Source organism: Nocardiopsis sp. iso_25 (assembly GCF_056173305.1).
Window position 1 is genome coordinate 6,634,944 of sequence record NZ_CM149667.1, and the last position, 13,249, is coordinate 6,648,192.

The following is a 13,249-nucleotide window of genomic DNA, read 5'->3' on the forward strand; positions in this document are numbered from 1 at the left end:
GTCTGTCGTGGGCACCGCGGCCCCGCCCCGGAGGCACGATGGCCACGCACTACCTACCCCGGAAAATTACACCCATGGAAAGCACGGCTTTCGGGTAGATGAACGATTCAGTACTTTTCCGGAGACGGCCGACATCGCACGGCCCGACTCCGGCAAGGACACGAGCAGGAGAAGCACCCCCCGCGACGAAAGCGGGGACCCGCACCCGCAAGGACCAGAACAGGAACCAGAAGATGACAACGGGATGGATCACCCCATGTGGAATACTCCCTACTATTTTCGGAGAGCCAGGCGAATACTCAGGAGAATGGTTCCGGTCCCGGTCAGGAAGGTGCTCTTCCTTCCCGTCTCATGGAGGCACCGCAGGAGGGACCCGGAACTCACCGTGTCGACCTACCGGCGCGAACCCGTGCTCGCACGGCGCTGGTCCGGCCCCTTCGACACCGAGGACTTCGTCGCCCGGCGGACGAACCGCTTCGCCGACCTCCTGCGTGAACAGGGGATCGACTACTTCCTCTCCCGGTCCAACGGCGTGTACCACCGCTCGGTCGCCGTGTCCGAGGAGGACAGGGCCGAGGTCCTCGCGGTCCTCGCCTCCCGCTGCAGCCTCCGCGGCACGTACGTGAGGACTCCGGCCGGGTACCGGCCCCTGTCCCCCTTCCGGCTGCGCCGGCTCCGCCGCGCTCCGGTGATCCGGCTCGGGGAGCACGTCGTCGGCGGCCGGGGCCCCGCGGTCGTCGGCCCCGCCCACGGCTTCACCGTGGAGTTCTGGCAGGAGGGCGAGCGGTTCCTGGCCTCCCCCGACCACGAGGAGAGGCTGGACCGGCTCCGGGTCGTGGCGCCCGAACACGTCCTGCGGAAGTCGCTCATCGCCCCGCAGCCCAACCCGGTGAGCGAGGTGATCCCCGGCAGGGGCCGGGAGTCCGCCGAGGTCAGGGTCGGCGACCGGACCCATCCCACCCTGGACGCCTTCACCTGGGAACTGGCCACCGACCTCACCTTCCCGATCGACGCCGTCTACACCTGGGTCGACGGGGCCGACGAGGCCTGGCGCGCCAGGCGCGACGCCCACCTCGGGACGAACGCCCCGGCCAACCCGGACTCCGCCTCCGACTCCCGCTACACCAGCCGGCACGAACTCCTCTACTCCCTGCGTTCGCTGGAGATGTTCGCCCCCTTCGTGCGCAACGTCTACATCGTCACCGACGGCCAGACGCCGCCGTGGCTGGACACGAGCCATCCACGGGTACGGGTGGTGGACCACACGGAGGTCTTCGCCGACCCGTCGGTCCTGCCGGTGTTCAACTCGCACGCCATCGAGTCGCAGCTGCACCGCGTCGAGGGCCTGGCCGAGCACTACCTGTACCTCAACGACGACGTGTTCTTCGGCCGGCCCGTGCCCCCCTCCCTCTTCTTCCACCCCAACGGGCTCGTGAAGCTGAACCCCTCCCCCTACCGCTTCGGCCTGGGCGAGGTCAGCGAGGAGGACCAGCCCGTGGACGCCGCCGCCAAGCGCAACGGCGCGCTGCTGGAGAGGCACTTCGGCAAGGTGCCCGTGTCCAAGTTCAAGCACACGCCCATCCCGCAGCGCCGGTCGGTGGTCCGGGAACTGGAGGAGAGGTTCCCCGAGATCTTCGCGCGGACGGCGGCGTCGCGGTTCCGGCACCCGGACGACCACTCCGTGCCCTCGTCCCTGCACCACTACTACGCGCTGTTCACGGGCAGGGCGGTGATGGGCGGGCTGCGCTACACCTACCTCAACCTGGCCGACCCGGACGCGGTGCGGCACCGGACCAAGGCGCTGCTGGCCCAGCGCGACTTCGACACCTTCTGCGTGAACGACACCGCGGAACCGGACGAGGCGGCCGAGAGGCACGTCGAGGAGTTCCTCGGCGACTACTTCCCCTTCAGAAGCAGTTTCGAGAGGTGAGGGGCGGGGCGGTCCGGCCGCGGCCGGACCGCCCCCGGGTCAGCGCACCAGCACGGTGGTGTGCACGTCGATGTTGCCGCTCTCCCAGAGCCAGTCCATCGCGGCCAGGCTCACCCGGGCGCATCCGTGGGAGGCGGGCTGGGCCGGGACGACCGGGTACCCGTGCACGGCGATGCCGCCGTTGAAGTACTTCGGTCTGTAGAGCGCGCCGTAGGGACCGGGGTCCCAGGCGTCGACCTCGCGGAAGACGGTGTAGGTGCCGGTCGGGGTGGTGGCGATCCGCTCGGTGCCGTCCGAGGACTCGTAGGGCTGACCGGATCCGGTGGAGGTGTTGAGGACTCGCTCCACCTCGCCGCCGGAGACCACCAGCAGCAGTTGCCGGTCCAGGTCGATCTCCAGCAGGTCGCCGGAGGTGCTCTGGGCCTCGGGGAGCACGCCCTCGGCGAGGGCCGCGCGGGTGGCCGGGCCCACCACGCCGTCGCGGGCGATCCCGGCGGCCTTCTGGAGCGCCACGACGGCCTGCTCGGTGTGGAAGCCGAACTGGCCGTCCACGCCGTCGATCCAGTAGCCCAGTTCGGCGAGGCGCTCCTGGACGGCGCTCACCCCGGCACCGGAGCTGCCCTGGCGCAGTTCCGGTCCGGTGCTGACCGAGGCCGGTGCGGCGTGCGCGGCCGGGGCCGCCACGACGGCCCCCAGGAGCAGGGCGAACGCCGCGGCCACGGCCAGGAGGAGGGTCTGTTTCGGGTGCTGTGTCGGGAGGAATCGGGGGGTTGCCATACGTCCTCCTTACCCATCCGGCGCGCGGTTCTCCCCGCCGCGCGGGACTTGTGGACAACTTCCGTCCTCGTGTGCGTGCGGGCGTGCGCGGACGCGTCGGCGGTTTCCCGGGCCGCGCGTCCGCCGCGACGGCGGGCGGCGCCCGACCGGGTTCAGCGCCCTCCGGGGTCCGGGCTGTGCGAACGCGCGTGCAGGGACGAGGCGACGTGGGCCAGGGCCCGGCACCGGGCGAACTCCACGGCGGTGAAGGGGATGACCTCCCGGCGGACGGTCAGGACACCGCCGTCGGGCGCCGGAAGGGTCATGACCGTGCCGGACAGGTCCTCGCGGGCCGTTCCGGCGGGCGGTTCGGCGGTGTGCTCCACGGCCCGCGCCGAGGCCAGGGACAGCAGCGAGCGCTCCAGCGTGGTCGCCCCGGTGACCAGGGCGCTGACCAGGGCGAGCGTGCGGCTGGTGGTGTCGCTGAGCTCGTGGACGTCGGCGCGGCGCACGGCGGCGTCGCGTCCGCCCGCCTCCCGTACGGCGGTGTACATGTCGCCCTCTCCCACGTGCGCGGGAGCGCTGACGAAGAACTCGTCCACGGCGTCCGCACCCGACGGGTGCACCTGCATGAGCCGGATGTCGATCCCGAGGGCGGCGAACCGCGCGGTGAGCGCGGCCAGGCCGCCGGGCACGTCCGCGACCGTCGCGCGGACGCTCCACAGCAGGTCGTCGGACGGGGCTCCCGCCGGTTCCCCGCCCGCCGGGGAACCGGCGGGAGCCCCGGGCCCGTCCCCGGCGGCCAGTCCGGCCGGGCGGTGGTTCCGGAAGGGTGCGCGGCCATCGGCCGATCCGGTGTTCCCTGGCGTCCCGGCGCCCCCGGGCGCGTTCACCGTCCCTGTGTCCCGGGGCGGCCGGGGAGCGGACGCGGCCTTGTGGCGGCGCCACCGGTGGACCGCGGAGACAGCGAGCAGCAGCAGTCCCACGGTGATCAGGACGCGGACGCCCGCGTCGCTGTGCCCGAGGGAGAGCACCACCAGGTGCGCCGCACCGGCGGCGAGGAGCAGGGTGCCCAGGTCGAGTGCCTCGCGGCCGAAGAAGCCGTGGCGGTGGTCGTCGGTTCCGTGCTGTCCTTCGGAAACGTCCATGGACCGAAGATCCCAGGGCGACGTTGCGCCCGTTCGCCCGTGCGTGAAGGACCGGTAACAACGGAGGGTGACTCCGGCCACTTCCGCGTGCGGTGCGCGTCCCAGCAGCGGACGCGCCCGGAGGCGGGCGCCTCCCGGCCGCACCGGGAAACGGCTGCCGCACCGGCGTTCCCGCGGCCGTGACGCTCTCAGGAAGCCCGCCCGAGCAGCAAGGACGTCGGATGTCCCGGCTCCCCGCACACGGAATGTGCCGTGCCGCACAGCGCTTCTACCGTGAGGTGGAACGGCACCGGTGTGTCCTCCCCATGACGACATCCTCCCGTTGGACGCCTTCCGTCCACAGACGCATGGAGCACACGGAACACATGAACCGCGACGTGACCAGGACCGGACCGCAGAACAGGGCCCGCCATCCGCACCCGCGAACGACGAGCGCCTCCGAGGCGCCGGTGCGCACACTGCGCGCCCGGTCCCCGCTGCCGCTCCTGGTCACCGAGGCCGTCGCCTCCCTGGTGGCCCTCCTGGCGACCGCCGAGATCACCACCGCCCTGGCGGGCAGCCCGCTGCACCACCACGCGTGGATCTGGTTCGACACCCACGGCCACGAGGAGCTCTGGGCGACTCCCGAGACGATGCTCGCGTCCGCGCTGCTCATGTCCATGGGGCTGACCGTGGTCGTGCTCGCGCTCGTTCCCGCGCGCGGTGACTGGCTGGCGCTGTGCGACGACGGCGTCCGCCCCGCCGACGGCGTGCCCGGCCTCCGCCTCGGAGCGGAGGAGTAGGCACACCGGTCACGGCCTCACCTGCCCCGGGCCGGGTCCTCCAGGTCGACGACATCGATGTCCAGGCGGGCGACCGGCAGGCCGAGCCGCTGTTCGGCCAGGGAGCGCATGGCGCGCCGGGCGGCGTCGGCGGCGTCCGGAATGGGGAAGCCGACGGCGACACGCGCCGTGGCCCGGACGGAGAGGCCCTCGCGGGTCTGCTCGACGCGGCAGCGGCCGACCACGACCCCCGGGACGGACTCGACGGAGGTCCGGAGCATGGCCGCCACGGCCGACTCCCGGACCTCGGTACCGCCGGGGCCGGAGCCGCTCAGGACGATCGTCCCCTCGGAGCGGCGCTCGGTGCGCACCACGCGCATGACGTCCGTGAGCAGCCCGGGAGGAGCGGTGACCTCCTCCTCGTCGTCCCGGCGCACCGCTTCGACGAGCGGGCGCAGCTCACCGGTCTCCGCCAGGCAGTGCCGGCAGGAGGACTCGTGCTCGGTGAGCCGACCGGACAGCAGGTCCCTCAGGAGTGCGTCCACCGAGGTTCCGCAGGGCAGTCGGTCGTGGTCGTCGGACGGGTCTACCGCCATGGCTCAAGCGCCTCCACGAGATGGGTACGCGCGCGGTGAATACGTCCACGCACAGCGGTCGGGGTCGTGTCGACGATCTCCGCTATCTCTTCATAGCCCAATCCTTCCATTTCGCGCAGAACCCAGCAGATCCGTTGCGGGGGCGGCAACCCCGACAGCGCTTCGAACAGCGCCTCGCGCAGATCGCCCGCGAGCGTCTCCCCCGCCGGTCCGGGTTCCCGTGCCTCCAACCGTTCGTCGTCCTCCACCGGTTCCACCGGCCTGCGGTCCCGCAGCATGTTCAGGGCGCGCCGTCCCACGATGCGGTTGAGCCAGGCGGGGAAGCTCTGCGGGTCGGCGAGCTCGGGAAGCCTGCGCCACGCGGTGATCAGGGCCTCCTGGGCCGCGTCCCGGGCGTCGGCGGGATCGCGCAGCACACGCAGGGCGATCCGGTAGACGACGTCCTGGTGCCGACGGACGAGGTCCTCGAACGCCCTGTCGTCCCCGTCCTGGGCGCGCTCCACGAGCACGCTCTCCGGAAGTGCGGTTTCCCTGTGCATTGTCGCTGCGGCCACCCCTCCCCGTACACGAGCACAGAGAAACTACCCCAGGTTTCCGCCGAACACGGCAGTCCCGCACCCGCGCCTCCCCCACACTGGGGGTGACACAGGTCACACGAAAACGGCCGTGAGCCTACGGCCCTTCCCCGTGTCCTCCCCTGTGACGGCGCCACGAGGGGTGGCGCCGAGCGAGCGAGGAGAGCACCGCCATGGGAGAGATCAGGTTCAGCCTCAGGAGGACGGCCGCCAGGCGCGCCGCCGAGGCAGCCGTCCTGGCGGGGACTCCGCCCCTGGCCCGCACCCCCGACGCCGCGCCGGAGCACGCCCGGACCGACAGCCGGGACGTGGTCGTCGACGCGGCGGCCCGTTTCACGGCCTCCTCGCGCGACCGAGCGCGATAGAGGCCACAACACCGCCGGAAGAGGAGTCGGCGGCGCCGCCCGGGGGAGACCGACAGTCCAGCTCAGAGCGGCCCCGACGGCCCCGCACGAAGGACCGGTGGACGGGCCCGCCCAAGGCGGGCCGCCCGTTTCCACCCCTGACCGAACACCCGAGAACACAAGGAGAACCGACCATGGCCGCGAAGAGCGCCCAGAGCAGTGAACTCGCCCCCGCCGAGCTGCGCGAGGCGGGCAGCACGGGCAACGTCCCCGTGCGCGCCCAGCACTCCCACGAGCTGAACACCGACACCGGTCGCACCTCGATCGCCGACCACGTGGTCGCCAAGATCGCCGGGATGGCCGCCCGGGAGGTCCGCGGCGTCCACCACATGGGCGGCGGGGCCGGACGCGCCTTCGACGCCGTCCGCGAGCGCATCCCCGGCTCCACCTCCACCAGCACCGCGGCGCGCGGCGTGGCCGTGGAGGTCGGCGAGCGCCAGGCCGCGGTGGACATCAACCTCGTCGTCGAGTACGGCGTCGCGATCCCGGACCTGGCAGCCGTCGTGCGGCGCAACGTCATCTCCGGCGTGGAGCGGATGACCGGCCTGGAGGTCACGGAGGTCAACGTGACCGTGGACGACATCCACCTGCCGGACGAGGAGGAGAACCGTTCCACCGCCGAGCCGAGGGTCAGGTGACGGCGGAGCGGACAGCGGCACACCGGCAGACACGACGTGAGGGAGTGAGGACCCATGTGGTCGATCGTCGGACTCGCCTTCGGGGCGGTCCTCGGCCTCGCGGCCGCCTTCGGGGGCTTCGGAGCCTTCCTCCTGGTCCTGGTCCTGGGAGCCGCGGGCTTCCTGGCGGGCAGGGCCTACGAGGGCGAGGTCGACCTCGCGGAGCTGTTCACGCGCCGTGAGCGCGGTGGTCGCCTGTGAGCGCCGCCGAGGCCTTCCCGGGGAGCCGCGGACCGGCCCCCGGGGAGGACGCCGCGGGGACCGGGTCGGCGGCGGAGGCCGCCGGAACACCCGGGGAGCGTGCGCGGTCCGGCGCCGAGCCGGACCGGCACGCGCCCCGGGTGCCGCCCGAGGAGCGCGGCACCACGGTCGTGTCCGACCGGGCGGTCCGCCGCCTGGCGTGCGCGGCCGCCGCCGAGCACCGGTCCACCCGTCCCCTGGGCGACCGGCTGGGCGGGCTGGTGGGCGAGGGCCGCAGGGCCCGCGCCGAGGTGCGCCGGGGCGGCTCCCGCGTGGGGCTGCGCCTGGAGATCGCCGTCGCCTACCCCTCCCCGCTCGCCCGCACCGCCGAGGAGGTCCGCGCGCACGTGGCCGCCACGGTGGAGGGCCTCACCGGGCTGACCGTCCACAGCACCGACATCGAGATCGTCGAACTCGTACCCGCGCCGCGGGTGCGCTGAGCCATCGGAGGAAGCGGAGATGACTTCCCTCCAGGAGGAGGCGCGGACCCACCGGGTGTCCGCGGACCCGGGCGGCCCCCCGCCCGGGGGTCGGCGCGGGGACCGCGGGGCCCGGCGGACCGCGGTGAGGGTCTTCCGGCCCCGGCGGTCGCTGCCCGCCGTCGTGGTCGCCGCCTCGGTGGCGGCGGTCTCCGGGCTGGTGCTCGCCGTGATCACCGCGAGCATGGTCGGCGCGCCCGCGCCGTTCCCCGCGGTGGACGGCATGGCCGCCCGCGCCGCCACGGTCCCGTGGGAGGCGCCCGAGACCATGCTGGCCTCGGGGGTCGCCGCCGCCCTGGGCCTGACGCTGCTGACCGCGGCGTCGCTGCCCGGGTACGGCGGCCACCTGGTCCTGCGCACCGACGACCGGGACATGGCCGTGGGCCTGTCCCGGCGGGCGCTGCGCGACATCCTCGCCGTCTCGGCGCGCGGGGTGGACGGCGTCCGCGGAGCGCGGGTGCGGGTGGGCCGCCGCACGGTGCGGGTGCGGGCGCGCACGCACGTACGCGGCGCCCACTGGCTGAGGCGGGACGTGGACGCGGCCGTGTGCCGGAGGCTGGAGGAACTCGTTCCGGTCCGCGCGCCGAGGGTCCGTGTCCGGGTGCGGGAGGAGGCGTGAGCATGGACGGACAGCGATCCGCACCGGAGCCGGACCCGTCCGGCACGGGAGACGCGGGTACAGGCAGCCCGGGCGCGGGCAGCCCGGACACGGGTGGCACCGCCGGGAGCGGTGCCGGCGGGACCGCCCCGGGCACGGCCGACGGGGGCACGGCGGCCTCCGACACGACCGGCGCCGGCACGACACACGCCGACGCACCCTGGGACCACGCTCCGACCCGGTCCACGATCCGGGGCTTCCCCCACCGCCGCAGCAGGAGGACCGCGCGGGGCAACCGGCTCGGGCTGTTCCTCACCGGCCTGGTGCTCCTGGTCGGCGGCGCGGCCGGGCTCGCCGTAGGCGGCGGCCTGTTCGGCGACGGCCCCGCCGCCGCCCCGCTGACCGGCCTCGAACCGGTGGCACGGGTCCTGGCCTGGCCCTGGACACCCCACGCCGCCGCGGCGGTCGCGCTGGTGCTCACCGTGCTGGCCGTGCGCTGGCTCCTGGTCCAGGGCCGCGCGTACCGCCCGCGCAGGCTGCTCGTGGGCGCGGACACGGCGGCGGGGCGGACCGAGGTGTCGCCGTCCGCAGCAGGGGACGCCCTGGTCGCCCAGCTCAGCGCGCACCCGCGCGTGGTGCGCGGCAGGGCGAGGTTCACCGAGTCCGCGCGGGAGCCGCGCCTGTGGCTCGACCTGGTGCTGACCGAGGACGCCGATCCCGTGAAGGTGTGGCACGCCTGCCGGGACGAGGGGGTCGACTCCCTGCGCGAGTCCCTGGAGCTGGAGCGGCTGCCCACCGTCGTGCGCATGTCGGCCTCGGGGCGCAGCGGGGGCAGAGACCTCGCCTGACACGTGCGCCCCACGGGGAAACGGAAGCCGGGACCCCGCCCGGCCCCCGTACGCCCCACCGGGCACACGTGAACGAGAACACCGCCCGTCCCGCGCACCCCGCTGAGGGGGCAGCGGGCGCGGACGACCCACCTGCCCCGCACCCCCGCCGGGGGGAGGGGGAGCGAGAACCCCGGCCGGTCCGTGCGTCCCCGTAGAGGGGAGGGGGCGTGACCGGGCGGGCGACGGGGGCGGCGCGGTCCGCCGGTACAAGGGGAGACACCGGCGTGACCCCGCCCCCGTCATCACACCCGCGTTCCGTACGCCCCGCTTCCGCCGCGACCGGAACCTGTGGCGGCCCCGCGTGTGCTATCTTCGCCACTCGCGGCGACCCGGACCTGAGCCCCGTGCGTCAGGGACGTGCCGGACCCCCGTGTCTCCCCGGCCCCCGGTGTCGAGACCGGTAGTTCACCACCTGCACGTCTCGACACACCAGGAGTCCACGCCCGTGCGCGTCTACTTCGCGGTGTACGCCCGAGGGCTGCACCGCTACTCCACCTACCGCGCGGCCACGGTCGCCGGGATCTTCACCAACTCCGTCTTCGGCACGATCAACGCCACCGTCATGCTCGCCCTGTTCGCGGCGCGCCCCGAGATCAACGGCTACGACGCCGGGGACGCCGTCACCCAGGTGTTCGTCAGCCAGGGCCTGATCGGCATGGTCGCCATCATGGGGCCGCCCCTGGAGCTGGGCGAACGGGTGCGCTCGGGCGCCGTGGGCACCGACCTGCTGCGGCCGGTCTCCCTCCAGGGCTGGTGGCTGGCCGAGGACCTGGGCAGGGCCACGTTCAACCTGGTCTTCCGCGGGGTGCCGACGTTCGCGGTCGGGATGGTGCTCTTCGACCTGGTGCTGCCCGGCGACCCGCTCCGCTGGGCCGCCGTCCTGCTGTCCGCCGTGCTGGCCACTCTGGTCTCGTTCGGGCTGCGCTACCTGTACGAGCTGGCCGGGTTCTGGATCCTGGACTCCAGCGGGGTCTGGGCGGTGGCCGGGCTGCTCGGCCCGGTGGCCGCCGGGATGCTGCTGCCGCTCACCCTGTTCCCCCCGGCGCTGGCCGACACCCTGCGGCTGCTGCCGTGGGCGTCGATGGTCCAGATCCCCGCCGAGATCATGCTCGGCAAGGACACCCTGCCGGGCGGCACCGTGCTCGGCGGGCTGGCCCTCCAGGCGTGGTGGGCCGCCGCCCTGTTCGGCCTGGGCGCGCGGGTCACCTCCCGCGCGACCCGCAGGGTGGTGGTCCAGGGTGGCTGACCTGCTCTTCCGCGCCCGCGAGTCCGTGGTCTGGCCGCTGCGCGCCTACGTGCTGCTGGCCTGGACCTGGTGCCGGGCCCTGGCCCAGTACCCGACCTCGCTGGTGCTGATGACCCTGGCGACCTCGATCGGGGTGTTCGCCGAGATCGGCGCCGTCCTGGTGGTGTTCGGCCACGCCGGGCGGCTGGCGGGGTTCGACCTCGCCGAGGGGCTGCTCATCGCCGGGCTGGCCGCGACCGCCTTCGCCTGGGCCGACATGATCCTGGGCAACGTCGAGCGGCTGGGGGAGCACATCCGCACCGGGTCGCTCGACGTGATGCTGGTGCGCCCGGTGCCGCCGCTGGTGCAGATGGCGACCGACCGGTTCGCGCCGCGCCGCCTGGGCCGGATCGTCCCGGGTTCGGTCGTGACCGTCTTCGCCCTGGCCGCGTGCGACATCGACTGGACCCCCGGCAAGGTGCTGATGCTGCCGCTGCTGTCGGTCTCGGGGACCGCGATCTGCTGCGCGGTCTGGGTCATCGGGGCGTGCCTCCAGTTCCTCGTCGCCGACGCCCGGGAGGCGGCCAACTCGGTCACCTACGGCGGGCAGGCCCTCACCGAGTACCCGCTGGCCATCTACGGCCGCGACCTCGTGCGGGCGGTGACCTTCGTGCTGCCGCTCGCCTTCGTCACCTGGCAGCCCGTCCTGTACCTGCTCGACCGCCCCGACCCGACGGGGCTGCCGGACACCCTGCGCCACGCCACGCCCCTCGTCGCCGCCGTCCTGTGCCTGGTCGCCGCCGCCTGCTGGCGCTTCGGGCTGCGCCACTACCGATCCTCCGGGAGCTGAGCATGACCTCCGTCCGCGAGTCCGACACGTCCGAAGCGTCCGACGCAGAACCGATCATCGAGGCCGTCGGCCTGGGCCGCGACTTCGTCCTGTCCGAGGGGAAGTTCCTGCGGCGCAGGCGGCGCACCGTCAGCGCCGTGCGCGACGTGAACCTCACCGTGCGGCCCGGTGAGATCGTCGGTTACCTGGGCCCCAACGGCGCCGGGAAGAGCAGCACCATGAAGATGCTCACCGGCATCCTCACCCCCTCCTCCGGGCGCCTGCGGGTGACCGGTCTGGAGCCCTCCCGCCAGCGGACGAGACTGGCGAGCCGGATCGGCGTGGTGTTCGGCCAGCGCACCACCCTGTGGTGGGACCTGCCGCTGCGGGACAGCCTGGAGCTGACCCGGCACATGTACCGCGTTCCGGCCGCCGACCACGCCCGCCGCCTGGCCGAGATGACCGAACTCCTCGAACTCGGGCCGTTCCTGGCCACCCCCGTGCGCCAGCTCAGCCTGGGCCAGCGCATGCGCGGCGACCTCACCGCGGCCCTGCTGCACGGCCCCCGGCTGCTGGTGCTGGACGAGCCGACCATCGGCCTGGACGTGGTCAGCAAGTCGAGCATCCGCGAGTTCCTGCTGCGGCTCAACGCCGAGGAGGGCACGACCATCCTGCTGACCACGCACGACCTGGGCGACGTGGAGCGCCTGTGCGAGCGGGTGGTGGTCATCGACCGGGGAAGCCTGGCCTACGACGGCGGTCTGGACGGGCTGCGCGCGAGCGTGCCCACACCGCGCGTGCTGGTCGTGGACCTGGCCGAGCCCGCCCCGGACATCGAGGTGGAGGGCGGCCGGTGCGTGCGCGTGGACGGCCCGCGCCAGTGGCTGGAGCTGTCGGAGAACCCGGCGGCGGTGATCGCCCGCGTCGCCCAGCGGCACGAGGTGGTCGACCTGACCCTGCGCGAGCCCGACATCGAGGGCGTGGTGGCCGCGCTGTACCGGGGGACGGCCGTCGGCGGGGTCTGAGGGGTCGGCCGGAGGTGCCGCCGGTGCACCTCCGCGCACCGCTTCTCCGCCAAGGCCCCCGGGCGGTCGGAAAGAGCGCCGGTGCAGGGGACGAAAGCAGGGGCGGGTGCGCCCGTTCCCCCGTGCGGCCGGAAAGCGCTCACCGGCCGCGGTTTTCCGGCCCCCGCGGCGAACCGGGCCGGGGACGGCGGGATCATCGCTGTCATGGAATCAGGCGTGGTGTTGGGAATCGCGTTCGCGTTGCTCTCGTGTGCGGCCTACACGGCCGCCGCGGTGGCCCAGCGCAGGTTGGCGGTACGGGTGGCCGGGCCGCTCACCGGCGGTGGGCAGCTCGCGGCCCTGCTGCGGCACCCGCTGTGGTGGCTCTCGCTGCTGTTCAACGGGGGCCGGGCCGGTTTCCAGGTGGCGGCGGTGAGCAACGCGCCGCTGACCGTGGTGCAGCCGCTGGGCGTGCTGGTGCTGGTGTTCGGCATCCCGTGGTCGGCCCGGCTGGGCGGGCGCCGGGTCACCCGCGAGGAGTGGCGGGGGGCAGCGTTCACCTCGGTGGCGTTGGGCGTGCTGCTGGCGGTGACGGTGACCGGCGGTCAGGGCGGTGTCCTCGACGACACCGGATCGGTGGTGGTCGGCGGCGGGACGACCGCGGTCCTGCTGGCGGCCGCGTGGGCGGCGGGGCGGGTCCGCTCGGCGGCCTGGCGCAGCTACCTGCTGGCGGGCGCGGCGGGCGTGGCCTTCGGGGTCTCCTCCGCGACGGTCAAGACGGCGGTGGCGGTCGTCGGGGAGACCGGCGCGATCGGGCTGGTGCACGCGTCCTCGCTGGCCACGCCCGTGATCGCGGTGCTCGGACTGTTCCTGGCACAGGCCGCCTACCAGGGCATGGAACTGGGCGCCCCGCTGGGGATCACCACCTTCACCAACCCCGTCTCCGCCACCGTGGTGGGCGTGGCCTTCATGGGCGAGACCTACGCGGGCGGGTGGATCGGCGGCGCGGTCGCGGTGGTGTGCGCCCTGCTGGCGGCGTACGGGATCCGGCTGCTCACCGTTCCGCAGGGCCCGGCCTCCGAGCGGGAGCCGCGGCGGCGGTCGGAGTCCGGAAGCGTGGCCGGGGGGCGCTGAGCG

General features: G+C 74.0%; 16 protein-coding genes. 12 read left to right on the plus strand and 4 right to left on the minus strand.

Annotated features, from left to right (window positions below; translation table 11 throughout):
• The first annotated feature begins 385 nt into the window (after nt 1–385).
• Nucleotides 386–1,930 carry a stealth family protein gene (locus AC0VX6_RS28260; RefSeq protein WP_475466959.1) on the plus strand — a complete coding sequence of 515 codons (1,545 nt, stop codon included), beginning with the start codon at nt 386–388 and terminating at the stop codon, nt 1,928–1,930.
• A 39-nt stretch (nt 1,931–1,969) separates the two neighbouring features.
• Here AC0VX6_RS28260 and AC0VX6_RS28265 read toward each other — a convergent pair whose 3' ends face one another.
• Nucleotides 1,970–2,707 (minus strand): L,D-transpeptidase family protein, encoded by a 738-nt coding sequence (locus AC0VX6_RS28265; protein ID WP_274975511.1) that lies wholly within the window; start codon nt 2,705–2,707, stop codon nt 1,970–1,972.
• A gap of 152 nt (nt 2,708–2,859) precedes the next feature.
• Nucleotides 2,860–3,834, minus strand: coding sequence for an ACT domain-containing protein (locus AC0VX6_RS28270; protein WP_274975512.1), 975 nt, complete (start codon nt 3,832–3,834; stop codon nt 2,860–2,862).
• 365 nt (nt 3,835–4,199) lie between these two features.
• Here AC0VX6_RS28270 and AC0VX6_RS28275 point away from each other — a divergent pair, with 365 nt between their 5' ends.
• Nucleotides 4,200–4,616, plus strand: coding sequence for a hypothetical protein (locus AC0VX6_RS28275; RefSeq protein ID WP_274975513.1), 417 nt, complete (start codon nt 4,200–4,202; stop codon nt 4,614–4,616).
• A 17-nt stretch (nt 4,617–4,633) separates the two neighbouring features.
• Here AC0VX6_RS28275 and AC0VX6_RS28280 read toward each other — a convergent pair whose 3' ends face one another.
• Both AC0VX6_RS28280 and AC0VX6_RS28285 read right to left on the minus strand, forming a co-directional pair.
• On the minus strand, nt 4,634–5,191 hold the full coding sequence (locus AC0VX6_RS28280; protein ID WP_274975514.1) for a hypothetical protein: 558 nt from the start codon (nt 5,189–5,191) through the stop codon (nt 4,634–4,636).
• The gene (locus AC0VX6_RS28285; protein ID WP_212644222.1) at nt 5,182–5,730 is read right to left on the minus strand and encodes an RNA polymerase sigma factor; all 549 of its coding nucleotides are present in this window, start codon (nt 5,728–5,730) and stop codon (nt 5,182–5,184) included. The genes AC0VX6_RS28280 and AC0VX6_RS28285 overlap by 10 nt, the downstream gene beginning before the upstream one ends.
• Nucleotides 5,731–5,939: 209 nt before the next feature.
• Here AC0VX6_RS28285 and AC0VX6_RS28290 point away from each other — a divergent pair, with 209 nt between their 5' ends.
• From AC0VX6_RS28290 to AC0VX6_RS28335, 10 genes are all read left to right on the plus strand, one after another.
• A complete protein-coding gene (locus AC0VX6_RS28290) occupies nt 5,940–6,131 on the plus strand; it encodes a hypothetical protein (protein ID WP_274975515.1) in 192 nt (63 codons plus the stop codon).
• Nucleotides 6,132–6,304: 173 nt separating this feature from the next.
• Entirely contained in the window at nt 6,305–6,808 is a 504-nt protein-coding gene (locus tag AC0VX6_RS28295; RefSeq protein ID WP_475466961.1) for an Asp23/Gls24 family envelope stress response protein, read from the plus strand.
• A gap of 54 nt (nt 6,809–6,862) precedes the next feature.
• Nucleotides 6,863–7,048, plus strand: a complete 186-nt coding sequence (locus tag AC0VX6_RS28300) for a hypothetical protein (RefSeq protein WP_019609456.1) — start codon at nt 6,863–6,865, stop codon at nt 7,046–7,048.
• Nucleotides 7,045–7,527, plus strand: a complete 483-nt coding sequence (locus AC0VX6_RS28305; protein WP_274975517.1) for an Asp23/Gls24 family envelope stress response protein — start codon at nt 7,045–7,047, stop codon at nt 7,525–7,527. Before AC0VX6_RS28300 ends, AC0VX6_RS28305 begins: the two co-directional genes overlap by 4 nt.
• A 19-nt stretch (nt 7,528–7,546) precedes the next feature.
• Nucleotides 7,547–8,185 (plus strand): DUF6286 domain-containing protein, encoded by a 639-nt coding sequence (locus AC0VX6_RS28310; RefSeq protein WP_475466962.1) that lies wholly within the window; start codon nt 7,547–7,549, stop codon nt 8,183–8,185.
• Nucleotides 8,186–8,187: 2 nt separating this feature from the next.
• Nucleotides 8,188–9,012 carry a hypothetical protein gene (locus AC0VX6_RS28315; protein WP_274975519.1) on the plus strand — a complete coding sequence of 275 codons (825 nt, stop codon included), beginning with the start codon at nt 8,188–8,190 and terminating at the stop codon, nt 9,010–9,012.
• Nucleotides 9,013–9,499: 487 nt separating this feature from the next.
• Nucleotides 9,500–10,300, plus strand: a complete 801-nt coding sequence (locus AC0VX6_RS28320) for an ABC transporter permease (RefSeq protein ID WP_475466964.1) — start codon at nt 9,500–9,502, stop codon at nt 10,298–10,300.
• Complete coding sequence (locus AC0VX6_RS28325; protein ID WP_475466965.1) at nt 10,293–11,129, plus strand: ABC transporter permease; 837 nt, start codon at nt 10,293–10,295, stop codon at nt 11,127–11,129. Before AC0VX6_RS28320 ends, AC0VX6_RS28325 begins: the two co-directional genes overlap by 8 nt.
• A gap of 2 nt (nt 11,130–11,131) precedes the next feature.
• Complete coding sequence (locus tag AC0VX6_RS28330) at nt 11,132–12,133, plus strand: ABC transporter ATP-binding protein (protein WP_274975522.1); 1,002 nt, start codon at nt 11,132–11,134, stop codon at nt 12,131–12,133.
• A gap of 204 nt (nt 12,134–12,337) precedes the next feature.
• A complete protein-coding gene (locus AC0VX6_RS28335) occupies nt 12,338–13,246 on the plus strand; it encodes a DMT family transporter (RefSeq protein WP_475466966.1) in 909 nt (302 codons plus the stop codon).
• The last annotated feature ends 3 nt before the right edge of the window (nt 13,247–13,249 follow it).

What these genes read in the sequence shown, in the direction of transcription:
- AC0VX6_RS28310 (WP_475466962.1), top strand. Translation starts at nt 7,547, where the DNA reads ATGACTTCCCTCCAGGAGGAGGCGCGGACCCACCGGGTGTCCGCGGAC.
- AC0VX6_RS28295 (WP_475466961.1), top strand. Translation starts at nt 6,305, where the DNA reads ATGGCCGCGAAGAGCGCCCAGAGCAGTGAACTCGCCCCCGCCGAGCTG.
- AC0VX6_RS28270 (WP_274975512.1), bottom strand. Translation starts at nt 3,834, where the DNA reads ATGGACGTTTCCGAAGGACAGCACGGAACCGACGACCACCGCCACGGC.
- AC0VX6_RS28280 (WP_274975514.1), bottom strand. Translation starts at nt 5,191, where the DNA reads ATGGCGGTAGACCCGTCCGACGACCACGACCGACTGCCCTGCGGAACC.
- AC0VX6_RS28275 (WP_274975513.1), top strand. Translation starts at nt 4,200, where the DNA reads ATGAACCGCGACGTGACCAGGACCGGACCGCAGAACAGGGCCCGCCAT.
- AC0VX6_RS28330 (WP_274975522.1), top strand. Translation starts at nt 11,132, where the DNA reads ATGACCTCCGTCCGCGAGTCCGACACGTCCGAAGCGTCCGACGCAGAA.
- AC0VX6_RS28265 (WP_274975511.1), bottom strand. Translation starts at nt 2,707, where the DNA reads ATGGCAACCCCCCGATTCCTCCCGACACAGCACCCGAAACAGACCCTC.
- AC0VX6_RS28300 (WP_019609456.1), top strand. Translation starts at nt 6,863, where the DNA reads ATGTGGTCGATCGTCGGACTCGCCTTCGGGGCGGTCCTCGGCCTCGCG.
- AC0VX6_RS28335 (WP_475466966.1), top strand. Translation starts at nt 12,338, where the DNA reads ATGGAATCAGGCGTGGTGTTGGGAATCGCGTTCGCGTTGCTCTCGTGT.
- AC0VX6_RS28285 (WP_212644222.1), bottom strand. Translation starts at nt 5,730, where the DNA reads ATGCACAGGGAAACCGCACTTCCGGAGAGCGTGCTCGTGGAGCGCGCC.
- AC0VX6_RS28290 (WP_274975515.1), top strand. Translation starts at nt 5,940, where the DNA reads ATGGGAGAGATCAGGTTCAGCCTCAGGAGGACGGCCGCCAGGCGCGCC.
- AC0VX6_RS28315 (WP_274975519.1), top strand. Translation starts at nt 8,188, where the DNA reads ATGGACGGACAGCGATCCGCACCGGAGCCGGACCCGTCCGGCACGGGA.